Origin of the sequence: Streptococcus timonensis, from assembly GCF_900095845.1 — a bacterium.
Taxonomy (GTDB): Bacteria; Bacillota; Bacilli; order Lactobacillales; family Streptococcaceae; genus Streptococcus; species Streptococcus timonensis.
On the sequence record NZ_FMIX01000004.1, the window covers coordinates 344,263 to 367,175 of the forward strand.

Genomic DNA, 22,913 nt, shown 5'->3' on the forward strand with positions numbered 1-22,913 from the left:
ATTGTACCATAAAAAAACAAGAGATGATTAGACATCTCTTGTCAGATTTATTAGTTGATTTCGTATCCCATGAGGAGCCCACCTTCTTCCGCATAGAAACTGCAGAGTCCAGAAGTTGGGATGATTTTAATGTCAGCTTGTGGGTATTTTTCTCGTAAGAGCTCTGAGAGCTGTTCGCAGAATTTTTCATTGCTGCGGTGAGCCATGACGATACGCCCACCAGCGTAGCCAGCTTTGATAAGCTCTTCATAGGCAGCTTGAAGAGATTTTTTAGCACCACGAGCCTTTTGGAGGAGTTCTAAGGTTCCGGTTTCGCTTGCTTTCCCAACCATACGAATATTGAGGAGCCCGACAACTGTACCAATCAGCTTACTCAAGCGACCGTTTTTAACCAGGTTATCAACTTTAGCAAGAACGAACAACAACTTCGTTTTTTCTTGGTAAGTAGTAATAACTTCAACCACTTCTTCAAAAGAAAGTCCTTGGTTGATCAAATCATTGATTTTTTCAACGATTAGGTCAACTTCCCCACCAGCTGATAAGCTATCGATAACATGAATCTGAGTATCAGGGTGTTCTTCGAGATAGATATTCTTAGCTAATTGAGCACTATTGTGGCTACCAGAGAGAGTTCCAGTGATAGTCACTACAAAAATATGTTTGGCGCCTTCGAATGCTCGTAAGTAATCATCAGGACTAGGGCAGGCTGATTTTGAAGCTTCAGAAGTCGCATACATAGATTCCATCATCTTATCGATATCCAGATTGGCATCATCGACAAAGACTTGATCTGCTACCTGAATCTTTAAGGGAACACTGACAAATTCAGTATCAAAAGCAGTTTTTTCCAGTTGACGATAATCACAACCAGAGTCAGCTACAATCTTCCAAGTCATAGAAATTCTCCATCTTTATCACTTATACATTGACAAAGGTTCTGTCTTTTTTTACAATTATATCATGAAAGCTCTTGAAACAAAAGTAGTACATCTCTGTTGTCACAAGTAGAAAGAAATTGTTATGTCTGAACGTAAAATATCTGAAAAATCGCTTGAAAACCTAAGAAAATCAAATCAAGAATCTAATTTGCTAACCAGAGAAGCGATTGAAACAGCTCTTTTGCAACTCTTGGAGAAAAAAGAGTTGGCTAAGATTAGCATTTCTGAGTTAGTCAAGCGTGCTGGCGTTTCTCGTGCAGCTTTTTATCGAAACTATGATTCAAAAGAAGAGATTTTAGAAAGTGTCTTTAAACGTAGCGTCCATAACATCATGGAGCAATTGAGTCATTACGATGTTAAAACAGACCTTTATCTCGTATGGGTTCACCTCTTTAGAGAGGCCAAGAAAGAAGCCAAAATTATTCAGCTTGCCCTAGACTATCATTTAGAAAAAATCTTTGTGCAAGCTATGCAAGAATTTCTAGAAAAATACTATGGGAAGTCAAAAGGTGTCAGTTCTTACCTGCATTCATTTTGGAGTTCGGCCATCGTATCGGTCTTGTTTAAATGGATCAAGGATGGGATGAAGGTGCCTGCTGAAAAAATTGCAGATTTACGCCTACCATTTTTTAAAAAATAGACGATTAGGAGAGATATGATGTCAGATAAAAGACTTGCCTGGGACGAATATTTTGCAGCACAAGCCCTATTGATTGCCAATCGATCAACCTGTAAACGTGCAAAAGTTGGAGTTGTTCTTGTAAAGGATAACAAAGTGATTTCAACAGGCTACAATGGATCTGTTTCAGGGACTGAACACTGTATTGATCATGACTGTCTTGTAATAGAAGGGCATTGTGTTAGAACCCTACATGCTGAGGTGAATGCTATTTTACAAGGGGCTGAACGAGGTATTCCAAAGGGATTTACTGCCTATGTTACGCATTTTCCTTGTCTTAACTGTACAAAACAGCTACTTCAAGTAGGTTGTCAACGTGTTGTTTATATCAACCAATACCGTATGGATGATTATGCTCAATACCTTTATCAAGAAAAAAAGACGGAATTAACTCATCTACCACTTGAAACAGTTCAGTCAGCTATTAGGGAAGTAAATTTGATTTAGAATCAAAAAAAGAATGGTTTCAAAAGATTTTTGAACCATTTTTTGATATAATTAGAAGAATAAATTGAAAGAAGGAACTCACAAATGGGAAAACTTGAAGTTATTAATCATCCACTGATTCAACACAAATTATCAATCTTGCGTCGCACTGACACTTCTACAAAAGCTTTTCGTGAACTAGTAGACGAGATTGCAATGTTGATGGGATATGAAGTGCTTCGTGATCTTCCACTTGAAGATGTAGAAATCGAAACACCGATCACAAAAACAGTTCAAAAACAGTTGGCTGGTAAAAAATTGGCGATTGTCCCAATCTTGCGTGCAGGTATTGGTATGGTTGATGGACTATTGAGTTTGGTTCCAGCAGCAAAAGTTGGTCACATTGGTATGTACCGTGACGAAGAAACCCTTCAACCAGTAGAATACTTGGTAAAATTACCTGAAGATATTGACCAACGTCAAATTTTTGTAGTTGATCCTATGCTTGCAACAGGTGGATCAGCAATTTTGGCTGTTGACTCCCTCAAAAAACGTGGGGCTTCAAACATCAAGTTTGTCTGCCTTGTATCAGCTCCAGAAGGTGTGAAGGCACTTCAAGCAGCACACCCTGATGTAGAAATCTTTACAGCAGCTTTGGATGAACGCTTGAACGAACATGGTTACATCGTTCCAGGTCTTGGAGACGCTGGAGACCGCTTGTTCGGAACTAAGTAGGACACAAAAAGAGGATTATACACATCAAAAAATTGACCTTTTTTGACCAACGAGGTATAATAACCTCATTGTCAGTAGACAACTACTAAATTTAAAAGATCAAAAGGAGAAATGAATGATTCCTGTAGTTATTGAACAAACAAGTCGTGGAGAACGTTCGTATGATATTTACTCACGACTTCTTAAGGATCGCATTATCATGTTGACTGGACCAGTCGAAGACAATATGGCAAACTCAGTCATTGCTCAATTGCTCTTCTTGGATGCTCAAGATAGTACAAAAGATATTTACCTTTATGTGAACACTCCTGGAGGTTCTGTATCAGCTGGTTTAGCGATTGTTGACACCATGAACTTTATCAAGGCTGATGTCCAAACTATTGTCATGGGGATGGCGGCATCAATGGGAACTGTCATTGCATCTAGTGGTGCTAAAGGTAAACGTTTCATGCTTCCAAATGCAGAGTATATGATTCACCAGCCAATGGGTGGTACAGGTGGTGGTACTCAGCAGACTGATATGGCTATTGCAGCTGAACACTTGCTTAAAACCCGTAAAACTTTGGAGCAAATTCTTGCAGATAATTCTGGTAAATCTGTTGAACAAATTCATAGAGATGCTGAACGTGATTACTGGATGAGTGCTCAAGAAACTTTAGAATATGGTTTCATTGACGAGATTATGGCAAATAATTCTTTGAACTAATAATCCTTAAAAGCAAACTCGACTGAGTTTGCTTTTTTTGATATAATAAAAGGAAGATTTTTAAAAGGAAGTTATATTATGTTTGAAAAAGAGAATCGTTCTGGTTTGATTGTCTATCTTTATTATAATCGTGATGTAAAAAAACTCCAAAGTTTTGGAGATATCTGTTACCATTCTAAAAAGCGTCGTTATATACAGCTTTATGTACCAACAGAAGAAGTAGCTGAATTGGTAGAACGTTTAGAAAAAGAAAAATTTATTAAAAAAGTAAGAGTTTGTCACATTCAAGAACTAGAAACTCCTTTTGTTGGAAACCTTTATCGAAAGGAAGAAAACGTTATCATTTAAAAAATACAAAAAAAGTATTGACAATTTTCTGATAATTCGGTATATTCTTAACATGTCATAAAAAATGAACTTAAGAAGGAGACAAATTATGAAGAAAAAATTCGCATTATCGCTTGTTGCACTTGCAAGTGTAGCTGTTTTAACAGCTTGTGGTGAAGTGAAATCAGGAGCATCGAATGCAACTGGTAACCCAGTAGATGAAAAAGTTATTAAAATTGGTTTCAACTTTGAGGAGACTGGAGCAGTAGCTGCTTACGGTACATCTGAACAAAAGGGTGCTCAACTTGCAGTTGATCAAATCAATGCTGCTGGTGGTGTTGATGGAAAACAAATCGAAGTTGTAGATAAAGATAACAAATCTGAAACTGCTGAAGCGGCTTCTGTTTCTACAAACCTTGTTACTCAATCAAAAGTAGCAGCTATCGTAGGTCCTGCGACTTCTGGAGCAACTGCTGCTGCAGTGGCAAACGCTACTCAAGCTGCTGTGCCATTAATCTCGCCAAGTGCTACTCAAGATGGTTTGACAAAAGGACAAGACTTCCTATTTATTGGAACATTCCAAGATAGCTACCAAGGTAAAATCATCTCAAACTATGTAGCTAATAAATTGAGTGCTAAGAAAGTTGTTTTGTATACTGATAACTCAAGTGACTATGCTAAAGGTGTTGCAAAAGCTTTCCGTGAATCATTTAAAGGTGAAATCGTAGCTGATGAAACATTTGTATCAGGAGATACTGACTTCCAAGCAGCTCTTACAAAAATCAAAGATAAAGAATTTGATGCAATCGTATTACCAGGTTACTACACTGAAGCAGGTAAAATTGTAAACCAAGCTCGTGGTATGGGTATTGACAAACCAATCATTGGTGGTGATGGATTTAATGGTGAAGAGTTTGTTCAACAAGCAACAGCAGAAAGAGCATCAAACATTTACTTCATCTCTGGTTTCTCATCAACAGTAGATGTTTCTGATAAGGCAAAAGCCTTCCTAGAAGCTTACCGTGCTAAATACAATGAAGAGCCTTCAACTTTTGCAGCTCTTGCATATGACTCAGTTTACCTTGTAGCAAATGCAGCAAAAGGTGCTAAAACATCTGTAGAACTTAAAGATAATCTTGCTAAAACTAAAGACTTTGAGGGAGTAACAGGAAAAACAAGCTTCGATGCAGATCACAACACTGTTAAAACTGCATTCATGATGACTATGAATAATGGTAAAGTGGAAGCGGCAGAAGTCGTACAACCATAAATTAAAGATAACGAGAATGGGGAATGAGCTTTTTACTCACTCCCTGTTTCGGTATTTTAGAAGAAATTTATATCCTAAAAATTATTATTAGAAAGAGTGAACTATATGCTCCAACAACTTGTTAATGGTTTAATCCTGGGTAGTGTTTATGCATTATTAGCCCTTGGATATACCATGGTTTATGGAATTATCAAGCTCATCAACTTCGCCCACGGCGATATTTATATGATGGGGGCTTTTATGGGCTATTTCTTGATTAACTACCTACAATTGAATTTCTTTGTTGCCCTACTTCTATCTATGGTCGGTACAGCTATTCTGGGTGTTGTTATTGAGTTTCTAGCTTATAGACCTTTACGAAATTCAACTCGTATCTCAGTTCTGATTACAGCGATTGGGGTATCTTTCCTGCTTGAGTACGGGATGGTTTATTTCGTTGGTGCCAATACACGTGCCTTTCCCCAAGCCATTCAAACTGTCCGTTACGACTTGGGGCCAATTAGCTTGACAAATATTCAGTTAATGATATTAGGTGTGTCACTTGTATTGATGATTCTTTTGCAACTCATTGTACAAAAAACTAAGATGGGGAAAGCCATGCGTGCCGTTTCAGTAGATAGTGATGCAGCTCAGTTGATGGGAATCAACGTAAACCGTACAATCAGCTTTACATTTGCTTTGGGTTCAGCTCTAGCTGGTGCTGCTGGTGTCCTTATCGCCCTTTACTATAATTCATTGGAACCATTGATGGGGATGACTCCTGGTATTAAATCTTTCGTTGCTGCCGTTTTAGGTGGTATTGGAATCATTCCAGGTGCAGCTCTTGGAGGATTTGTAATCGGATTATTAGAGACTTTTGCAACAGCATTTGGAATGTCAGATTTCCGCGATGCTATTGTTTACGGTATCTTGCTCTTAATCTTGATTGTTCGTCCGGCAGGTATTCTTGGTAAGAATGTGAAAGAGAAGGTGTAAACAATGAAAGATAATTTAAAAATTAATATTCTATGGTTGCTCCTTTTGTTGGCAGGATATGGCTTGATTAGCGCACTTGTTTCAGCCGGAGTCCTAAATCTTTTTTACATTCAAATCCTACAACAAATTGGTATCAATATTATTCTAGCAGTGGGACTTAACCTGATTGTTGGTTTCTCTGGGCAATTTTCACTAGGTCATGCTGGATTTATGGCTATTGGTGCCTATGCAGCAGCTATTATCGGTTCTAAATCCCCAACCTATGGAGCCTTCTTTGGTGCTATGCTTCTTGGAGCACTTATCTCAGGATTAGTAGCTTTAGTCGTTGGGATTCCAACTCTTCGATTGAAGGGAGACTATCTAGCAGTTGCAACACTCGGTGTTGCTGAAATCATTCGTATCTTTATCGTCAACGGTGGAGATATTACTAATGGAGCAGCTGGTATTCTGGGTATTCCAAACTTTACAAATTGGCAAATGGTGTACTTCTTTGTGGTTATCACCACCATCGCAACTCTAAACTTCCTTCGAAGTCCGATTGGCCGTTCAACTCTAGCTGTTCGTGAAGATGAGATTGCAGCAGAATCAGTTGGAGTCAATACAACAAAAATCAAAATTATCGCTTTTGTTTTTGGTGCAATGACTGCAAGTATCGCGGGATCTCTTCAGGCCGGATTTATTGGTTCTGTTGTACCTAAGGATTACAGCTTTATTAACTCTATCAACGTCTTGATTATCGTTGTATTTGGTGGTTTGGGGTCTGTTACAGGTGCTATTGTTTCAGCTATTGTATTGGGAATTATTAATATGATTCTGCAGGATGTAGCAAGTATTCGTATGATTATCTATGCCTTAGCTTTGGTGCTTGTAATGATTTTCAGACCAGGTGGCCTTCTTGGAACATGGGAATTAAGTCTATCTCGTCTCTTTAAAAAAACTAAGAAGGAGGAACAAAACTAATGGCATTACTTGAAGTAAAACAGTTAACCAAGCATTTTGGTGGTCTAACAGCTGTTGGAGATGTGACTCTTGAATTAAATGAAGGTGAACTTGTCGGCTTGATTGGACCAAATGGAGCTGGGAAAACAACTCTTTTCAACTTGCTGACAGGTGTTTATGAGCCAAGTGAAGGAACAATTACATTAGATGGTCACTTATTAAATGGCAAGCAACCCTATAAAATTGCTTCTCTTGGTCTAGGTCGTACTTTCCAAAATATTCGACTTTTTAAAGATTTAACTGTCTTAGACAATGTTCTCATTGCTTTTAGCAATCATCATAAAAAACATGTTTTTGCTAGTTTCTTACGCTTGCCGGCATTTTATAAAAATGAAGAAGCATTAAAAGCCAAGGCTATCGATTTACTTAAAATCTTTGACTTGGATAGGGATGCTGATACCTTAGCTAAAAACTTAGCATATGGTCAACAACGCCGTTTAGAAATCGTTCGTGCCCTCGCTACAGAACCAAAAATCCTCTTTTTGGATGAGCCTGCAGCGGGTATGAATCCACAAGAAACAGCTGAATTGACAGACCTTATTCGTCGAATCAAAGAAGAATTCAAAATTACCATCATGCTTATCGAACATGATATGAACTTAGTAATGGACGTTACTGAACGTATCTATGTACTCGAGTATGGCCGCTTGATTGCTCATGGAACACCTAGTGAAATCAAGACGAATAAACGTGTTATCGAAGCTTATCTAGGAGGTGAGGTCTAATGTCTATGTTAAAAGTTGAAAATCTATCAGTGCATTATGGCATGATCCAAGCTGTTCGTGATGTGAGTTTTGAAGTAAACGAAGGAGAAGTAGTATCCCTTATCGGAGCAAATGGAGCTGGGAAAACAACCATTCTTCGTACCCTTTCAGGTTTAGTTCGTTCTAGCTCTGGTAGAATTGAGTTTTTAGGACAAGAAATTCAAAAGACACCAGCTCAGAAAATTGTTGCATCAGGTCTTTCTCAGGTTCCAGAAGGCCGTCATGTCTTTTCAGGTTTGACTGTTATGGAAAACCTAGAAATGGGAGCTTTTCTTAAGAAAAATCGTGAAGAGAACCAAGCTAATCTGAAAAAAGTCTTTTCACGTTTTCCACGTTTAGAAGAACGTAAAAACCAAGATGCGGCTACTCTATCTGGTGGTGAACAACAGATGCTTGCCATGGGACGTGCACTCATGTCAACGCCTAAACTTCTTTTATTAGATGAACCATCAATGGGGCTTGCGCCAATCTTTATCCAAGAAATTTTTGATATCATCCAAGATATTCAAAAACAAGGAACAACAGTTCTCTTGATTGAACAAAATGCCAATAAAGCACTAGCCATCGCTGACCGAGGATATGTTCTTGAAACAGGAAAGATTGTCCTATCAGGAACAGGAAAAGAACTCGCAGCATCAGATGAAGTCAGAAAAGCATATCTAGGTGGTTAAAACAATCCAGTGGATTGTTTTAGTCGGCGGATAAAGATTGCAAAGCAATCATACAATCTACATAAGTATAAGATTAAGGGCTCTAAGTTGAGCTCTTTTTCGTAAAGTCCTTCAGATTTTTCTGAATTTTGAAAAAGAAATGAAAGCGTTTGATAGCTTTCCGTAAAAAGTGTATAATAAAACTATAAACATAAAGGAGATTTCCTATGGCAGTTAAAGATTTTATGACACGCAAGGTCGTTTATATCAGTCCTGATACAACTGTTGCACACGCAGCAGATTTGATGCGCGAACAAGGCTTGCACCGTCTCCCTGTTATTGAGAATGATAAATTAGTAGGCTTGGTAACAGAAGGGACAATCGCTGAAGCTAGTCCTTCAAAAGCGACTAGTCTTTCTATCTATGAGATGAACTACCTACTTAACAAAACAAAGGTAAAAGATGTCATGATTCGTGATGTTATAACTGTTTCAGGTTACGCTAGTCTAGAAGATGCAACCTATCTCATGCTTAAAAATAAAATTGGTATTCTTCCAGTTATGGATAATGGTCAGCTCTATGGTGTCATTACAGATCGCGATGTTTTTAGAGCTTTTCTAGAGGTTTCAGGTTATGGAGAAGAAGGAATTCGAGTTCGTTTCATTACTGAAAATGAGGTAGGAGTTCTAGGAAAGATTGTTTCTTTGATTGTTGAAGAAAATCTTAATATTTCACATACTATTAACGTACCCCGAAAGGACGGTAAAATTATTATTGAGGTGCAAATCGATGGAATGGTTGATCTTCCATTACTAAAAGGAAAATTTGAAGCAGAAAATATTCAAGTAGAGGAAATAGCTCGAACTTCTGCTAAAAAGCTTTAAAAAATGAATTAGAAACACCTTTTTTACTTGCCAAAAAAAATTTTTTCTAGTATAATAGTTTATTGTGAGCAAACCTCACTTACCCCTTGCCAAGTCTTGGGGTCATTAGACCAAAAGGAGGAACATATCAATGGCTAAATACGAAATTCTTTATATCATTCGTCCAAACATTGAAGAAGAAGCGAAAAACGCTTTGGTAGCACGTTTTGACTCTATCTTGACTGACAACGGTGCAACTGTTGTTGAATCAAAAGCATGGGAAAAACGTCGTCTTGCATACGAAATCCAAGATTTCCGTGAAGGACTTTACCATATCGTTAACGTTGAAGCAAACGACGATGCAGCTCTTAAAGAGTTTGACCGTCTTTCAAAAATCAACGCTGACATTCTTCGTCACATGATCGTCAAACTTGACGCGTAAGAAGGTAAATTATGATTAACAATGTTGTACTTGTAGGGCGTATGACACGTGACGCTGAGTTACGTTATACCCCATCAAATGTAGCAGTTGCGACTTTTACTCTTGCAGTAAACCGTACATTCAAGAGTCAAAATGGCGAACGTGAGGCTGATTTTATCAATGTCGTAATGTGGCGCCAACAGGCTGAAAATCTTGCTAACTGGGCTAAAAAAGGCTCTCTTGTTGGGATTACAGGCCGTATTCAGACTCGTAGTTACGATAACCAGCAAGGACAACGTGTCTATGTGACAGAGGTCGTAGCTGAGAATTTCCAAATGTTGGAAAGCCGTAGTGCTCGTGAAGGACAGACAGGTGGAGCTTATTCTGCACCAACTGCTAGTCACGCAGCACCTACAAATTCAGTACCAGACTTTTCACGTAATGAGAATCCATTTGGAGCAACCAATCCTTTGGATATTTCAGATGATGATTTACCATTCTAATGGACAATTAATACTATAAAGGAGAAAAAACATGGCTCAACAACGTCGTGGCGGATTCAAACGCCGTAAAAAAGTTGATTACATCGCAGCAAACAAAATTGAATATGTTGATTACAAAGATACTGAGCTTCTTAGCCGTTTCGTTTCAGAACGTGGGAAAATCCTTCCTCGTCGTGTAACAGGAACTTCAGCTAAAAACCAACGTAAAGTAACAACAGCTATCAAACGCGCTCGCGTAATGGCTTTGATGCCTTTCGTAAACGAAGATTAAAGAAAAGACCCTTACGGGTCTTTTTTTCACGAGCATTGAAATGTGAGAGCGAGTCAAGACCCGGCTGGTTTTTTTCTTTCTCTAAAACGTGCTATAATGATAGTAGTAATTCTAAAGGAGTATCTTATGAAGGGAAACGCTATTATTAGAAAAATGATTGAATCGGATATCAAACACCTATCCCAAGGTTTAATCAATCAGGGTTGGCCTGGTAGAGAGGAAATTTTGGCTAGATATTTTCTGGAACAGGAAAGTAGGGAGAGAGAAGTCTTAGTTGCAGAGATTGATGGTGTTGTAGCGGGCTACGTTACCATTTTGCCCTCTGCTAAACATGGTCCTTTTGCAGAAGTCTATCCAGAGTTATCAGATTTTAATGTGTTTGAGCCTTTTCGAAATCAAGGGATTGGGAATCAACTGCTAGAAGAAGCAGAAAAACGAGTCAAGTTTGTTTCGAGTAAGGTCACTCTTGGTGTAGGTTTGCACTTAGGCTATGGCCCTGCCCAGAGATTATATATCAGACGGGGCTACATTCCAGATGGGACAGGTGTCTGGTATCAAAATCAACCCTTGGAAATGAATGCAACTAGCCAAAATAATGATGATTTGGTTTTGTATCTAGTAAAGGAATTAGGATAAGAGACAAGGATTTTATTGGGGATGTGGGATTTCTCTACTTTATGGTATAATGGAAAGAGTGAATTGAAGGAGGTATTATAATGGATGCCAAGTTAAGATACAAGGCTAAGAAAACTAAAATTATCTTTTTTGATATAGATGATACTTTACGAAATTCAAAGACAGGTTTTGTTCCTAGTATTATTCCAACGATTTTTAAACAATTACGCGAAAAAGGAATCTTGACAGGAATTGCGACTGGTCGAGGCATTTTTGGTGTCGTTCCAGAGATTCGTGATCTCAAGCCTGACTTCTTTGTAACCTTGAATGGGGCTTATATCGAAGATAAAAAAGGTCAGGTCATTTATCAGCATCAGATTGAGAAGTCAGATGTTGAGGAGTATATCTCTTGGACCAAAGAAGTTGGGATTGATTATGGTTTGGTGGGAAGTCATGCTGCTAAACTATCAAGGAGAACAGAGATGATTAGCCAGGCGATTGACCCGATTTATCCTGATTTAGAGGTGGACCCTGATTTTTACCAAAAAGAAGATATTTATCAGATGTGGACCTTTGAGGGTCAGGGAGATGATTTGATCTTGCCTGATACTTTGGCATCGATTTTACGTATGGTACGTTGGCATGAACATTCGTCAGATGTGGTGCCTATTTCTGCTTCTAAGGCAGCTGGAGTTGCCAAAGTGGTAGACAAATTAGGTTTAAAACCTGAAAACGTTATGGTTTTTGGGGACGGACTTAACGATTTAGAACTCTTTGATTATGCAGGCATTAGTGTCGCTATGGGTGTTTCTCATGACAAAATCAAAGAGAAAGCAGATTATATTACAAAAACATTAGAAGAGGATGGCATTTTTAATGCCTTAGAAGGATTCGGTATGGTAGAAAAAGAATTACATTTTCCACAAGTAGACATTGAAGCAGTAGAAGGTCCAATTGCGACTATTAAGACAAATCATGGGGATATGCGTATCAAACTTTTCCCTGATCACGCACCAAAAACAGTAGCTAACTTTATTGCTCTGTCAAAAGATGGTTACTATGACGGTGTGATTTTCCACCGTATTATTAAAGATTTTATGATTCAAGGTGGAGACCCAACTGGAACTGGTATGGGTGGCGAGTCAATCTACGGCGAATCATTTGAGGATGAATTCTCAGAAGAACTTTACAATATCCGTGGTGCCCTTTCTATGGCCAATGCTGGTCCAAATACCAACGGTAGCCAGTTCTTTATCGTACAGAACCAACACTTGCCATATTCTAAGAAAGAAATTGCTCGTGGTGGCTGGCCAGAACCAATTGCGGAGATTTATGCAGAACAAGGTGGAACTCCTCACCTAGACCGTCGTCATACTGTATTCGGTCAACTTGCAGATGAAGCATCTTATGAAGTATTAGATGCTATCGCGGGTGTAGAAACAGGTGCCATGGATAAGCCAGTTGAAGATGTCGTTATTCAAACGATTGAAATCGAGGATTAAGATGAAAATTGGTGATAAGCTAAAAGGGCGAATTACAGGAATTCAATCCTATGGTGCTTTTGTAGAATTAGAGAATGGTACTACAGGGTTAATTCATATATCTGAAATTCGAACTGGCTATATAGAAAACATTTATGATGTTTTAAAAATTGGTGATGAAGTCCAGGTACAGGTGGTAGATTTTGATGAATATACAGGGAAGGCTAGCCTTTCCATTCGTACCTTGGAAGAAGAAAAACACCAACTTCCTAGACGGAGACGTTTTTCAAGTGATCGAGTGAAATACGGATTTGCACCTTTAGCTCGTATGATGCCTATCTGGACTAGAGAAGCAATTTCTAATCTAAATAAAAAAGAGTCATAATGCACTTTTTATTCTCCTTACAATCTGCATATTATAGAAGAATTAATTTATATGGAAGAATTATTAAAACCAGGAGAGAGGATTAATCAACTCTTCTCAACAGATATAAAAATCATTCAAAATAGAGAGGTTTTTAGCTATTCAGTTGATAGTGTCCTCTTATCACGCTTCCCCCGAATTCCTAAAACAGGATTGGTGGTGGATTTTTGTGCAGGTAATGGTGCTGTAGGGCTCTTTGCCAGTAGCCGAACCAAGGCAAAAATTCTATCTGTAGAGATTCAGGAACGGCTTTCTGATATGGCGGAACGATCAGTACGTTTAAACGGCTTGGAAGAGCAGATACAGGTTATTTGTGATGATTTGAAAAATATGCCTAGCTATATTCAGGGGAGTAAGGTTGATTTAATATTATGCAATCCGCCTTATTTTAAAGTGGATCCAAATTCTAATCTGAACGAAAGTGAACATTATCTTTTAGCTCGGCATGAAATTACGACCAATCTTAAGGAAATCTGTCGTAGTGCTCAGAGTATTCTCAAATCAAATGGGCGTTTGGCTATGGTTCATCGTCCTGATCGATTATTAGATATCTTAGCTACTCTCCAACAGCATAATCTGGCTCCAAAACGTCTGCAATTTGTTTATCCTAAACGGGAAAAGGAAGCCAATATGCTTTTGATTGAAGCTATCAAGGACGGGTCCACTAGTGGCTTTAAGGTTTTACCACCACTCATTGTTCATAATAGTGATGGTACTTATACACCAGAAATTCAAGAGATTTACTATGGATCATAAGGCTTATATGTATGTGGTGGAGTGCCGTGATGGTTCCTACTATACAGGCTATACAACAGATGTCAAGAAACGGATTGCCGTTCACAATAGCGGTAAAGGAGCCAAATATACACGAGCTCGATTGCCAGTAAAACTCATATTTGCAGAAGGTTTTGACAGTAAGGAAGAGGCCATGTCTGCTGAAGCTCTTTTCAAGCGCAAGACACGTATGCAAAAAGAAAATTATTTCAAAGAGAATCAAAATAGAAATTTAGTCGATTCTTTTGACTTGTAATGAGGAGTCCTTTGACTCCTCTTACTTTTGTCAAAAAGCGAAAAAAATGCTACAATAAAGAGAATAAAGAAACGAGGTATTATCATGTCTAAGATTCTAGTATTTGGTCACCAAAATCCAGACTCAGATGCCATCGGGTCATCTGTAGCCTTTGCTTATCTTGCAAAAGAAGCATACGGCATGGATACAGAAGCAGTAGCTCTTGGGACTCCAAATGAAGAAACAGCCTATGTATTGAACTATTTTGGTGTTGAAGCACCGCGCGTGATCACTTCTGCTAAAGCAGAAGGGGCAGAACAAGTTATCTTAACAGACCATAATGAATTCCAACAATCTGTTTCAGATATCGCTGAAGTTGAAGTTTATGGTGTGGTGGATCATCACCGTGTGGCTAACTTTGAAACTGCAAGCCCACTTTACATGCGTTTAGAACCAGTTGGATCAGCATCATCTATCGTTTACCGCATGTTCAAAGAGCATGGCGTAGCTGTTCCAAAAGAAATTGCAGGTTTGATGCTATCAGGTTTAATTTCAGATACTCTTCTTTTGAAATCTCCAACCACTCACCCATCAGATAAAGTCATTGCTCTTGAATTGGCTGAATTGGCTGGTGTGAACTTGGAAGAATACGGTCTTGCCATGCTCAAGGCTGGTACAAACTTGGCAAGCAAGTCAGCAGAAGAATTGATTGATATTGATGCGAAGACATTTGAACTCAACGGAAACAATGTCCGTGTGGCTCAAGTGAATACAGTTGATATTACTGAAGTACTGGCACACCAAGCTGAAATCGAAGCAGCTATCCAAGCCGCAAATGCAGCTAACGGCTACTCTGACTTTGTCTTGATGATTACAGACATCGTCAACTCAAACTCAGAAATTTTGGCTCTTGGTGCTAATATGGACAAGGTAGAAGCAGCTTTCAACTTCAAACTTGAAAACAACCACGCTTTCCTTCCAGGTGCTGTTTCACGTAAGAAACAAGTTGTACCTCAACTTACAGAAAGCTTTAATGCTTAATTCTAAAATGAAAATGGGGATACCCATTGTAATAAAAAGGAGTTTCGACTCCTTTTTTGCTAGGAGAGAAGTATGTTGGAAAATGGCGACTTAATTTTTGTAAAAGATGATTCGGATATAGGACAGGCTATCCAGGCATCTACTGGAAACTATAGCCATGTAGCTATTTTTTTGGATGGCTTCGTCTATCATGCTAGTGGGGAAGTTGGCGTTATCTATCAAAAGCCAATAGACTTCTTCGAACCAGATTATCTGTATGATATTTATTGCTATCCAAAGATAGATATTCAAAAGGTAAAGAAAAGAGCAGACCAGCATCTGGGAGCTCCTTATAATTTTTCTTTTTATCCTGATGGGGAGGGTCTCTATTGTTCCCAATATATCGCAGACATTCTTCCTATTTTTGAGACCATTCCCATGAAGTTTGGGGATAATATACAGGAAATCAGTGATTTCTGGAGAGAATATTATCGAGAGTTGGGGCTTCCTGTACCTCTGAATCAGCCTGGCACTAACCCGAGTCAATTAGCAGCATCACTACTTTTAGTATGTAAAGAAAGGAATCTTCATGATTCAGATTATTAATCCATCACGATTGACACGGCAGCCATTCTTTAGGGACTTGGTGGACTATCTTGATCAGCATGATGAAGTTATTCTACGCGAAATTAAGGCTAAGTTTCCAGAGGTTCTAGTTGACAAGTATTTGGAGGAATATATTAAAGCGGGTTTGATTTTGAGAGAAAACAAACGCTATTATCTCAATCTCCCATTTCTAGAATCTACAGAATCTCTTGCACTAGACCAAGAAGTCTTTGTAAGAGATGATAGTCCCATCTATCAAGAAATCTTGGAGAAAGATTTTCAGACGGGATTACGCAATCAAACAAATGCAGCTATCCTAGAAGAGCACACCGATTTTGCAAGGGAAAAGATGACCTTGTCTAATTACTTTTGCAAGGTCAAGTTCCACTATCCACTGACGGAAGAACAGCAGAGATTGTATGAAATTTTAGGGGATGTCAATCCTGAGTATGCTCTCAAGTACATGACTACTTTTTTGCTCAAGTTCCTCAAAAAAGATCAACTCATGCAGAAACGACCTGATATCTTTGTTGATAGTCTAGTCTTATTAGGCTACATCGTTCAAAATGAAGATGGGAAATATGAGTTAGCTGTAGAATTTGATAAGGAAAGACTCATCTTTATAAAATAATAGAAGAAGACTAGGAAATTTCCTAGCCTTCTTTTAATTTACTATAGATAACGTTCTGCGACGGCTGCATCTCCAGGATAGTCCTCCTTTATCCCGTTGATGATTTGGTAGCAGTCAGCTCCTTTACCAGCGATAATGACAGCATCCAGTTCTTGACTTGTAACAGACATCGCAGCCTTGATGGCTTGCTCACGGTCAGCAATCTTTTCAACAGGATGATGGATAAAGCTACTGATTTCATCTGCAATGGCCATTGGATCTTCATAGTTTGGATCGTCAGCCGTTAGAAATACTTGAATTTCAGGATGTTGATCGAGGAGAAGTCCAAAGTCCTTACGACGGCTTTCTCCCTTGTTTCCTGTTGAACCAAGTACTAAAGCAATTTTTCCAGTCTGATGTGTTTCAACAACTGAGATTAGTTTTTTAAGACTGTCACCATTGTGGGCGTAGTCGATGAAAACTTTTGCTCCATTTTTCTGAGTGAGAACCTCCATGCGGCCAGGGACACGAGTAGTAGCAATCCCTTTTTTAATGTCTTCAAGACTAGCACCTAAACGAAGGCAGGCAAGTCCAGCAGCCACGGCATTTTCTTGGTTAAAATGTCCAATCAACTGGATGTCATAATCACCAACTAATTTACCAGTAGCTGAGAAGCTAAAGGCTTTGGAGTTTTCGATTTGGTTATCAGATTGGCTACCGTAGAAGTCATGTTCTTGATTTTCTACTTGTTCTTTTAGAACAGAGAAATAGTCCATATCGCTATTAATGACAACTGCTCGGCTATTTTTCATCAAGAGACGTTTATGGTAGAAGTAATCTTCAAAAGTTGGATGCTCAATAGGTCCAATATGGTCAGGACTGATATTGAGGAACACACCTACATCAAAAGTGAGGCCGTAGACTCGTTTCACCAAGTAAGCTTGACTGGAAACTTCCATAATAAGGTGGGTTCTTCCATTATCAACTGCTTGCGCCATCATATCAAAGAGGTCGATGCTTTCAGGTGTTGTCAGAGCAGACTTGAAGAAAGTTTTACCGTCCAAGGTCGTATTCATGGTCGATAACATAGCTGGATAATGTTTTTGATTTAGAATGTTGTAGGCGAAGTAAGCAGCTGTTGTTTTTCCTTTAGTACCAGTGAAAGCAAGGAGTTTTAGTTTTTCCTGTGGATTACCATAAAATTCCATGGCAATCAAACTCATAGCTTTCTTAATATCGTTAACGACAATAACAGGAATATCTACTTCATAGTCCTGCTCCGCTACATACCAACTGAGTCCATGTTCTATTGCCGAAAGAAGAAATTCCTTCTTGAAAGCAGCTCCTTTTACAAAAAAGAGGCTATTATCTTTCGCTTTCCGGCTATCGTAGCAGATGCTATCAAAAGTTACATCATTAAAATTATAGTGGTAATGTCCTTGGTCGATAATCTCACGGAAGAGATCGTCTTTCTTTAAAATATCTAATACGGTTTCAATCTTTATCATACTTTCTATTGTAAACTGAAAGTCTGAATTTTACAAGTAACAAGGAAAAGTTTATAATGGAAGATAAGGAACTTTTCCTAGTGATTAAAAATGAATGAGGAAGCTATGTCTAACGAAAATAATCATCAGCAAGCCCAGATGTTACGAGGCACTGCTTGGCTAACGGCTAGTAATTTTATCAGCCGCCTGCTCGGGGCTATTTACATTATTCCATGGTATATTTGGATGGGGACATATGCCGCTAAGGCAAATGGACTCTTCACCATGGGCTATAATATTTATGCATGGTTCTTATTGATCTCGACTGCGGGTATTCCTGTTGCAGTCGCAAAGCAAGTCGCTAAGTATAATACCATGCATGAGGAAGAGCATAGTTTTGCCTTAATTCGTAGTTTCTTAGGTTTCATGACAGGATTAGGTGTTTTCTTTGCCCTAATCTTATATTTCATGGCTCCGTGGTTAGCAGACCTTTCAGGTGTTGGAAGTGAGTTAATCCCAATTATGCAGAGCCTATCTTGGGCGGTCTTGATTTTCCCGTCCATGAGTGTCATCCGTGGCTTTTTCCAAGGAATGAATAATCTCAAACCATATGCTATGAGTCAGATTGCTGAACAGGTTATTCGTGTGATTTGGATGTTACTCGCTACCTTTATCATTATGAAACTTGGCTCAGGCGATTATCTGGCAGCTGTAACTCAGTCTACTTTTGCGGCCTTTATTGGGATGATTGCGAGTTTTGCAGTACTTCTATATTTCCTATTTAAGGAAGGAATGCTACAAAAAGTCTTTGAAACAAGAGATAAAATAAATAGCAAGCGTCTATTGATTGATACGATTAAGGAAGCTATTCCATTTATCCTAACAGGATCAGCAATTCAGCTCTTCCAAATTTTAGACCAGATGACCTTTATTAATACCATGACTTGGTTGACTAACTATAGCAATGAAGACTTGGTTGTTATGTTCTCTTATTTCTCTGCCAATCCTAACAAAATCACCATGATTCTCATATCGGTTGGGGTTTCGATTGGTAGTGTAGGCTTACCACTTCTGACAGAAAACTATGTCAAGGGTGATTTGCCAGCAGCTTCTCGTTTGGTTGAAGATAGTATCACCATGTTATTTCTCTTCCTACTTCCTGCTACAGTAGGAGTTGTCATGGTTGGTGACCCCCTTTATACAGTCTTTTACGGTAAACCAGATAGTCTGGCTATGGGCTTATTTGTCTTTGCAGTCTTACAGTCGACAATCTTAGGTTTGTACATGGTCTTGTCACCTATGCTTCAAGCAATGTTCCGAAATCGCAAAGCTGTTTTATACTTTTTCTATGGTTCGCTTGCAAAGCTGCTCTTACAATTTCCAGCCATTGCTCTATTCCACAGTTACGGTCCGCTAATTTCTACAACAATCGGATTGATTATTCCGAATGTATTAATGTACCGTGATATTTGCCAGGTGACGGGTGTCCGTCGAAATATTGTTCTAAAACGAACTATCTTAATTTCTATCCTAACCGTAGTGATGTTCCTGCTAGTTGCTTTCATACAATGGATAATAGGTTTTTTCTTCCAACCAACCGGACGTCTATGGAGCTTCGTTTATGTCGCTATCATTGGCCTTATGGGAGGAGGCGTCTATGGTATCCTGAGTCTACGTACGCGACTTTTGGATAAGGTCATTGGGCCAGCTAAAGCAGATCGCTTACGTGCACGCTTAAAATTATCATAACAGTTTATAAATAAAACGAACAATTTGAACTTTTTATGTGAAAAAGTCTAAATTGTTCTTTTTTTCTTAAAAAAATACAAAAAAATATAAAAAATGTAGAAAAAAATAAAATTTTAAGCATAATTACTTGACTAAAAAAAACATTAGCTGTATAATGATACAAATATTTAAATTTGGAGGTTCTGTTTATGAAAAAGTCTAAGGCAAAATACCTGACGTTAGCAGGCGTCGTCTTAAGTGCTGGTTTGCTTCTGGGAGCTTGTGGTAATTCGACTAGCTCTTCTAAAGTATACAACTATGTATACGCAAGCGATCCTTCTAGTTTGAACTATCTCTTAGAAAACCGTGCAACTACTGGTGATGTTGCTACAAACTTAGTGGATGGTTTGATGGAAAATGATCAGTATGGAAACTATATTCCTTCATTGGCAGAAGATTGGACTGTATCCCAAGATGGTTTGACATATACTTATAAACTTCGTAAGGATGCTAAATGGTATACATCTGAAGGTGAAGAGTATGCTCCAGTAACTGCTCAAGATTTTGTGACTGGTTTGAAATATGCTGCGGATAAAAAATCTGAAGCTTTGTACCTCGTACAAGATTCTGTAGCAGGTTTGGATGATTATATCAACGGAAAAACAACAGACTTTTCAACAGTTGGAGTTAAGGCTATTGATGACCAAACAGTTCAATATACCTTGACAAAACCAGAACCTTATTGGAACTCAAAAACAACTGCAACCATTCTATTCCCAGTTAATGCTGACTTCTTGAATTCTCAGGGGGATGATTTTGGTAAAGTGGATCCAGCAAATCTTTTGTACAACGGTCCATTTATTCTCAAATCTTTCACTTCTAAATCTGTCATGGAATACAAGAAAAATCCAAATTACTGGGACGCTAAAAATGTATTCGTAGATGAAGTTAAATTGACCTACTATGATGGTAGTGATCAAGATTCTCTAGTTCGTAGCTTTAGCGAGGGAGTTTATAGCTTTGCTCGTCTCTATCCAAATAGCTCAAGCTTCTCAGGTGTGAAAGAGAAGTATAAAGATAACATCATTTATAGCATGCAAAATGCAACTTCTTTCTATTTTAACTTTAACTTAGATAGAAAATCATATAACCACACTTCAAAAACAAGTGATGCTGAAAAAACAGCTCAGCAAGAAGCAGTTTTGAATAAATCATTCCGTCAAGCTATCAACTTTGCCTATGACCGTACTGCTTATGGTGCCCAATCTCAAGGGGAAGATGGAGCAACTAAAATTGTCAGAAACTTGCTCGTTCCACCAACATTTGTAACTCTTGAAGGAAAAGATTTTGGTGATGTAGTTGCTTCTAAGATGGTTAACTACGGTAAAGTATGGGAAAATATGAATTTTGATGATGCGCAAGATGCCTACTACAATGCTGATAAAGCTAAGGAAGTCTTTGCTCAAGCTAAGAAAGAATTGGAAGCCAAAGGTGTTCAATTCCCAATTCACTTGGATTTACCAGTTGACCAAACCTTTAAGAAGGGTGTCCAAGAGGCAAGCTCTTTCAAACAGTCTATTGAATCTGTCCTAGGTGCAGATAATGTCGTTATTGATATTCAAATGCTAACTACAGAAGAAATGGATAGTATAGGCTATCTAGCAAATACAGCAGCGCAAAAAGACTATGACCTCTATAACGGTGGTTGGGGACCTGACTATCAAGATCCATCAACCTACCTTGATACTCTAAGCTTAACAAGTGGTGGCTCATTGCAAAACTTTGGTCTAGAACCAGGAGAAGCAAATGCCAAAGCAACAGCTGTTGGTTTAGATATCTATACTAAGATGTTAGAAGAAGCTAATGCTGAACAAGATTTGAACAAACGTTATGATAAGTACGCTGAAGCGCAAGCTTGGTTAGTTGACAGTGCGCTTGCTCTTCCAAACGTTTCTCAAGGTGGAACTCCTGGATTGAGAAGAACTGTACCATTCTCTGCCGCCTTCTCTCAAGCAGGAAATAAAGGTGTTGAATCATACAAATACGTTAAATTGCAAGATAAGGTTGTCACAACGGCTGAGTATGAAGAAGCTAGACAAAAATGGCTGAAAGAAAAAGAAGAATCTAATAAAAAAGCCCAAGAAGAATTAGCTAAACACGTTAAATAATGACTCTAAATTTAAAAACGGTAACCTTTGATGAGGTTATCGTTTTTTATATAGTTTGAAACTATAACTAGCTCTTGAAAACAAGAAAACGAACGATCCAAAATAAGTGGTACAATAGTTACTATAGATTTGGAGGTATTGTATGAGTAAATCATTTCACATCAACACAATTTTAGCACAAGCAGGTATTAAGTCTGATAAGCCAACAGGTGCTTTGGTTACACCTATTCACTTTTCAACGACCTATCAACACCCAGAATTTGGTCAATCAACTGGATTTGACTATACACGCACCAAAAACCCAACTCGTAGCAAGGCAGAGGAAGTTTTGGCAGCTATTGAATCAGCCAAGTATGCTTTGGCGACTAGTTCAGGTATGTCTGCGATTGTGTTAGCCTTTAGCGTTTTTCCAGTAGGAAGCAAGGTTTTGGCTGTCCGTGACCTTTACGGTGGCTCTTTCCGCTGGTTCAATCAAGTGGAGCAGGAAGGACGTTTCCACTTTACCTATGCCAACACAGAAGAAGAGCTAATTGCCGAGCTAGAAAAGGATGTGGATGTACTTTATATCGAAACACCAACCAACCCTTTGATGTTGGAATTTGATATTGAAAAATTGTCAAAATTAGCTCATGCTAAGGGTGCTAAAGTTGTCGTCGACAATACCTTCTATAGCCCGATTTACCAACGTCCAATTGAAGATGGAGCAGATATTGTCCTTCATTCAGCGACAAAATACCTTGCAGGCCATAATGATGTTCTAGCCGGTGTAGTTGTGACAGATAATGCTGATTTGTACGAAAAACTCTTTTACAATCTCAACACGACAGGGGCTGTTTTGTCACCATTTGATAGTTATCAATTGATTCGTGGTCTTAAAACATTGTCACTTCGTATGGAGCGCTCAACAGCTAATGCTCAAGAAATCGTAGCCTTTTTGGAACAATCACCTGCAGTCAAAGAAGTTTTGTATACAGGTCGTGGGGGAATGATTTCCTTTAAAGTGGCGGATGAAAAAAGAATCCCTCATATCTTAAACACTTTGAAAGTATTCTCTTTTGCTGAAAGCCTGGGTGGTGTTGAAAGTCTAATTACATACCCAACCACTCAAACCCATGCAGACATTCCTGCAGAGGTTCGTCATTCTTATGGATTAACAGATGACCTTTTGCGCTTGTCTATTGGTATTGAGGATGCAAGGGACTTGATTGAAGATTTAAGACAGGCATTGGAAGGATAAG

At 38.6% G+C, this 22,913-nt stretch carries 27 protein-coding genes; 25 read left to right on the plus strand and 2 right to left on the minus strand.

Annotated features, from left to right (window positions below):
- Window positions 1-50: 50 nt before the first annotated feature.
- Entirely contained in the window at window positions 51-896 is an 846-nt protein-coding gene (locus BQ2679_RS04900; RefSeq protein WP_075566843.1) for a DegV family protein, read from the minus strand.
- A 124-nt stretch (window positions 897-1,020) separates the two neighbouring features.
- On the opposite strand from BQ2679_RS04900, the gene BQ2679_RS04905 reads away from it, so the two are divergent.
- The 22 genes from BQ2679_RS04905 to BQ2679_RS05010 all read left to right on the plus strand — a co-directional run bounded on the left by BQ2679_RS04905 (window position 1,021) and on the right by BQ2679_RS05010 (window position 16,313).
- The gene (locus BQ2679_RS04905; RefSeq protein WP_075566845.1) at window positions 1,021-1,578 is read left to right on the plus strand and encodes a TetR/AcrR family transcriptional regulator; all 558 of its coding nucleotides are present in this window, start codon (window positions 1,021-1,023) and stop codon (window positions 1,576-1,578) included.
- Between the two features lie 18 nt (window positions 1,579-1,596).
- Window positions 1,597-2,064 (plus strand): deoxycytidylate deaminase, encoded by a 468-nt coding sequence (locus tag BQ2679_RS04910; protein WP_075566864.1) that lies wholly within the window; start codon window positions 1,597-1,599, stop codon window positions 2,062-2,064.
- A gap of 84 nt (window positions 2,065-2,148) precedes the next feature.
- Entirely contained in the window at window positions 2,149-2,778 is a 630-nt protein-coding gene (upp, locus tag BQ2679_RS04915) for a uracil phosphoribosyltransferase (RefSeq protein ID WP_004252365.1), read from the plus strand.
- Window positions 2,779-2,893: 115 nt separating this feature from the next.
- Window positions 2,894-3,484 carry an ATP-dependent Clp protease proteolytic subunit ClpP gene (gene clpP, locus BQ2679_RS04920; RefSeq protein ID WP_075566866.1) on the plus strand — a complete coding sequence of 197 codons (591 nt, stop codon included), beginning with the start codon at window positions 2,894-2,896 and terminating at the stop codon, window positions 3,482-3,484.
- A 78-nt stretch (window positions 3,485-3,562) separates the two neighbouring features.
- Complete coding sequence (locus tag BQ2679_RS04925) at window positions 3,563-3,832, plus strand: YlbG family protein (RefSeq protein ID WP_075566868.1); 270 nt, start codon at window positions 3,563-3,565, stop codon at window positions 3,830-3,832.
- An 88-nt stretch (window positions 3,833-3,920) separates the two neighbouring features.
- On the plus strand, window positions 3,921-5,081 hold the full coding sequence (locus BQ2679_RS04930) for an ABC transporter substrate-binding protein (protein WP_075566870.1): 1,161 nt from the start codon (window positions 3,921-3,923) through the stop codon (window positions 5,079-5,081).
- A 105-nt stretch (window positions 5,082-5,186) separates the two neighbouring features.
- Window positions 5,187-6,056: a branched-chain amino acid ABC transporter permease gene (locus BQ2679_RS04935; protein WP_075566872.1), complete on the plus strand. Its 870-nt coding sequence runs from the start codon at window positions 5,187-5,189 to the stop codon at window positions 6,054-6,056.
- Between the two features lie 3 nt (window positions 6,057-6,059).
- Entirely contained in the window at window positions 6,060-7,016 is a 957-nt protein-coding gene (locus tag BQ2679_RS04940) for a branched-chain amino acid ABC transporter permease (protein WP_075566874.1), read from the plus strand.
- Window positions 7,016-7,780, plus strand: a complete 765-nt coding sequence (locus BQ2679_RS04945) for an ABC transporter ATP-binding protein (protein ID WP_075566876.1) — start codon at window positions 7,016-7,018, stop codon at window positions 7,778-7,780. Before BQ2679_RS04940 ends, BQ2679_RS04945 begins: the two co-directional genes overlap by 1 nt.
- The gene (locus BQ2679_RS04950; protein WP_075566878.1) at window positions 7,780-8,490 is read left to right on the plus strand and encodes an ABC transporter ATP-binding protein; all 711 of its coding nucleotides are present in this window, start codon (window positions 7,780-7,782) and stop codon (window positions 8,488-8,490) included. The genes BQ2679_RS04945 and BQ2679_RS04950 overlap by 1 nt, the downstream gene beginning before the upstream one ends.
- Before the next feature lie 206 nt (window positions 8,491-8,696).
- A complete protein-coding gene (locus BQ2679_RS04955; RefSeq protein WP_075566880.1) occupies window positions 8,697-9,353 on the plus strand; it encodes a CBS domain-containing protein in 657 nt (218 codons plus the stop codon).
- Between the two features lie 130 nt (window positions 9,354-9,483).
- Entirely contained in the window at window positions 9,484-9,774 is a 291-nt protein-coding gene (rpsF, locus tag BQ2679_RS04960; RefSeq protein ID WP_075566882.1) for a 30S ribosomal protein S6, read from the plus strand.
- 11 nt (window positions 9,775-9,785) lie between these two features.
- Window positions 9,786-10,256, plus strand: coding sequence for a single-stranded DNA-binding protein SsbA (ssbA, locus tag BQ2679_RS04965; protein WP_075566884.1), 471 nt, complete (start codon window positions 9,786-9,788; stop codon window positions 10,254-10,256).
- Window positions 10,257-10,287: 31 nt separating this feature from the next.
- On the plus strand, window positions 10,288-10,527 hold the full coding sequence (gene rpsR / locus BQ2679_RS04970; RefSeq protein ID WP_000068664.1) for a 30S ribosomal protein S18: 240 nt from the start codon (window positions 10,288-10,290) through the stop codon (window positions 10,525-10,527).
- A gap of 126 nt (window positions 10,528-10,653) precedes the next feature.
- Entirely contained in the window at window positions 10,654-11,163 is a 510-nt protein-coding gene (locus BQ2679_RS04975; RefSeq protein WP_075566886.1) for a GNAT family N-acetyltransferase, read from the plus strand.
- A gap of 80 nt (window positions 11,164-11,243) precedes the next feature.
- A complete protein-coding gene (locus tag BQ2679_RS04980) occupies window positions 11,244-12,644 on the plus strand; it encodes a bifunctional Cof-type HAD-IIB family hydrolase/peptidylprolyl isomerase (RefSeq protein ID WP_075566888.1) in 1,401 nt (466 codons plus the stop codon).
- Between the two features lies 1 nt (window position 12,645).
- A complete protein-coding gene (locus BQ2679_RS04985) occupies window positions 12,646-13,008 on the plus strand; it encodes a S1 RNA-binding domain-containing protein (protein WP_075566890.1) in 363 nt (120 codons plus the stop codon).
- 45 nt (window positions 13,009-13,053) lie between these two features.
- Window positions 13,054-13,803, plus strand: coding sequence for a tRNA1(Val) (adenine(37)-N6)-methyltransferase (locus BQ2679_RS04990; RefSeq protein WP_142324044.1), 750 nt, complete (start codon window positions 13,054-13,056; stop codon window positions 13,801-13,803).
- A complete protein-coding gene (locus tag BQ2679_RS04995; protein WP_006148132.1) occupies window positions 13,793-14,077 on the plus strand; it encodes a GIY-YIG nuclease family protein in 285 nt (94 codons plus the stop codon). The genes BQ2679_RS04990 and BQ2679_RS04995 overlap by 11 nt, the downstream gene beginning before the upstream one ends.
- A gap of 84 nt (window positions 14,078-14,161) precedes the next feature.
- Window positions 14,162-15,097, plus strand: a complete 936-nt coding sequence (locus BQ2679_RS05000; RefSeq protein WP_075566894.1) for a manganese-dependent inorganic pyrophosphatase — start codon at window positions 14,162-14,164, stop codon at window positions 15,095-15,097.
- Between the two features lie 72 nt (window positions 15,098-15,169).
- On the plus strand, window positions 15,170-15,682 hold the full coding sequence (locus BQ2679_RS05005) for a YiiX/YebB-like N1pC/P60 family cysteine hydrolase (RefSeq protein ID WP_075566896.1): 513 nt from the start codon (window positions 15,170-15,172) through the stop codon (window positions 15,680-15,682).
- Window positions 15,666-16,313: a DUF1803 domain-containing protein gene (locus tag BQ2679_RS05010; RefSeq protein WP_075566898.1), complete on the plus strand. Its 648-nt coding sequence runs from the start codon at window positions 15,666-15,668 to the stop codon at window positions 16,311-16,313. Before BQ2679_RS05005 ends, BQ2679_RS05010 begins: the two co-directional genes overlap by 17 nt.
- A gap of 41 nt (window positions 16,314-16,354) precedes the next feature.
- On the opposite strand, the gene BQ2679_RS05015 is transcribed toward BQ2679_RS05010, so the two are convergent.
- Complete coding sequence (locus tag BQ2679_RS05015; protein WP_006148136.1) at window positions 16,355-17,800, minus strand: UDP-N-acetylmuramoyl-L-alanyl-D-glutamate--L-lysine ligase; 1,446 nt, start codon at window positions 17,798-17,800, stop codon at window positions 16,355-16,357.
- 105 nt (window positions 17,801-17,905) lie between these two features.
- On the opposite strand from BQ2679_RS05015, the gene BQ2679_RS05020 reads away from it, so the two are divergent.
- The 3 genes from BQ2679_RS05020 to BQ2679_RS05030 all read left to right on the plus strand — a co-directional run bounded on the left by BQ2679_RS05020 (window position 17,906) and on the right by BQ2679_RS05030 (window position 22,912).
- Window positions 17,906-19,528, plus strand: a complete 1,623-nt coding sequence (locus BQ2679_RS05020) for a putative polysaccharide biosynthesis protein (protein ID WP_075568054.1) — start codon at window positions 17,906-17,908, stop codon at window positions 19,526-19,528.
- Between the two features lie 188 nt (window positions 19,529-19,716).
- Window positions 19,717-21,675 carry a peptide ABC transporter substrate-binding protein gene (locus tag BQ2679_RS05025; RefSeq protein WP_075566900.1) on the plus strand — a complete coding sequence of 653 codons (1,959 nt, stop codon included), beginning with the start codon at window positions 19,717-19,719 and terminating at the stop codon, window positions 21,673-21,675.
- A 142-nt stretch (window positions 21,676-21,817) separates the two neighbouring features.
- Window positions 21,818-22,912, plus strand: coding sequence for a cystathionine gamma-synthase (locus tag BQ2679_RS05030; protein ID WP_075566902.1), 1,095 nt, complete (start codon window positions 21,818-21,820; stop codon window positions 22,910-22,912).
- The last annotated feature ends 1 nt before the right edge of the window (window position 22,913 follow it).

What these genes read in the sequence shown, in the direction of transcription:
- BQ2679_RS05010 (WP_075566898.1), top strand. Translation starts at nt 15,666, where the DNA reads ATGATTCAGATTATTAATCCATCACGATTGACACGGCAGCCATTCTTT.
- BQ2679_RS05015 (WP_006148136.1), bottom strand. Translation starts at nt 17,800, where the DNA reads ATGATAAAGATTGAAACCGTATTAGATATTTTAAAGAAAGACGATCTC.
- BQ2679_RS05000 (WP_075566894.1), top strand. Translation starts at nt 14,162, where the DNA reads ATGTCTAAGATTCTAGTATTTGGTCACCAAAATCCAGACTCAGATGCC.
- BQ2679_RS05030 (WP_075566902.1), top strand. Translation starts at nt 21,818, where the DNA reads ATGAGTAAATCATTTCACATCAACACAATTTTAGCACAAGCAGGTATT.
- BQ2679_RS04955 (WP_075566880.1), top strand. Translation starts at nt 8,697, where the DNA reads ATGGCAGTTAAAGATTTTATGACACGCAAGGTCGTTTATATCAGTCCT.
- BQ2679_RS04930 (WP_075566870.1), top strand. Translation starts at nt 3,921, where the DNA reads ATGAAGAAAAAATTCGCATTATCGCTTGTTGCACTTGCAAGTGTAGCT.
- rpsR (WP_000068664.1), top strand. Translation starts at nt 10,288, where the DNA reads ATGGCTCAACAACGTCGTGGCGGATTCAAACGCCGTAAAAAAGTTGAT.
- BQ2679_RS04975 (WP_075566886.1), top strand. Translation starts at nt 10,654, where the DNA reads ATGAAGGGAAACGCTATTATTAGAAAAATGATTGAATCGGATATCAAA.
- BQ2679_RS04935 (WP_075566872.1), top strand. Translation starts at nt 5,187, where the DNA reads ATGCTCCAACAACTTGTTAATGGTTTAATCCTGGGTAGTGTTTATGCA.
- BQ2679_RS04945 (WP_075566876.1), top strand. Translation starts at nt 7,016, where the DNA reads ATGGCATTACTTGAAGTAAAACAGTTAACCAAGCATTTTGGTGGTCTA.
- upp (WP_004252365.1), top strand. Translation starts at nt 2,149, where the DNA reads ATGGGAAAACTTGAAGTTATTAATCATCCACTGATTCAACACAAATTA.
- BQ2679_RS04900 (WP_075566843.1), bottom strand. Translation starts at nt 896, where the DNA reads ATGACTTGGAAGATTGTAGCTGACTCTGGTTGTGATTATCGTCAACTG.
- BQ2679_RS04995 (WP_006148132.1), top strand. Translation starts at nt 13,793, where the DNA reads ATGGATCATAAGGCTTATATGTATGTGGTGGAGTGCCGTGATGGTTCC.
- BQ2679_RS04910 (WP_075566864.1), top strand. Translation starts at nt 1,597, where the DNA reads ATGTCAGATAAAAGACTTGCCTGGGACGAATATTTTGCAGCACAAGCC.
- BQ2679_RS04980 (WP_075566888.1), top strand. Translation starts at nt 11,244, where the DNA reads ATGGATGCCAAGTTAAGATACAAGGCTAAGAAAACTAAAATTATCTTT.
- BQ2679_RS04985 (WP_075566890.1), top strand. Translation starts at nt 12,646, where the DNA reads ATGAAAATTGGTGATAAGCTAAAAGGGCGAATTACAGGAATTCAATCC.
- BQ2679_RS05005 (WP_075566896.1), top strand. Translation starts at nt 15,170, where the DNA reads ATGTTGGAAAATGGCGACTTAATTTTTGTAAAAGATGATTCGGATATA.
- BQ2679_RS04925 (WP_075566868.1), top strand. Translation starts at nt 3,563, where the DNA reads ATGTTTGAAAAAGAGAATCGTTCTGGTTTGATTGTCTATCTTTATTAT.
- ssbA (WP_075566884.1), top strand. Translation starts at nt 9,786, where the DNA reads ATGATTAACAATGTTGTACTTGTAGGGCGTATGACACGTGACGCTGAG.
- clpP (WP_075566866.1), top strand. Translation starts at nt 2,894, where the DNA reads ATGATTCCTGTAGTTATTGAACAAACAAGTCGTGGAGAACGTTCGTAT.
- BQ2679_RS05025 (WP_075566900.1), top strand. Translation starts at nt 19,717, where the DNA reads ATGAAAAAGTCTAAGGCAAAATACCTGACGTTAGCAGGCGTCGTCTTA.
- BQ2679_RS04940 (WP_075566874.1), top strand. Translation starts at nt 6,060, where the DNA reads ATGAAAGATAATTTAAAAATTAATATTCTATGGTTGCTCCTTTTGTTG.
- BQ2679_RS05020 (WP_075568054.1), top strand. Translation starts at nt 17,906, where the DNA reads ATGTCTAACGAAAATAATCATCAGCAAGCCCAGATGTTACGAGGCACT.
- rpsF (WP_075566882.1), top strand. Translation starts at nt 9,484, where the DNA reads ATGGCTAAATACGAAATTCTTTATATCATTCGTCCAAACATTGAAGAA.
- BQ2679_RS04950 (WP_075566878.1), top strand. Translation starts at nt 7,780, where the DNA reads ATGTCTATGTTAAAAGTTGAAAATCTATCAGTGCATTATGGCATGATC.
- BQ2679_RS04905 (WP_075566845.1), top strand. Translation starts at nt 1,021, where the DNA reads ATGTCTGAACGTAAAATATCTGAAAAATCGCTTGAAAACCTAAGAAAA.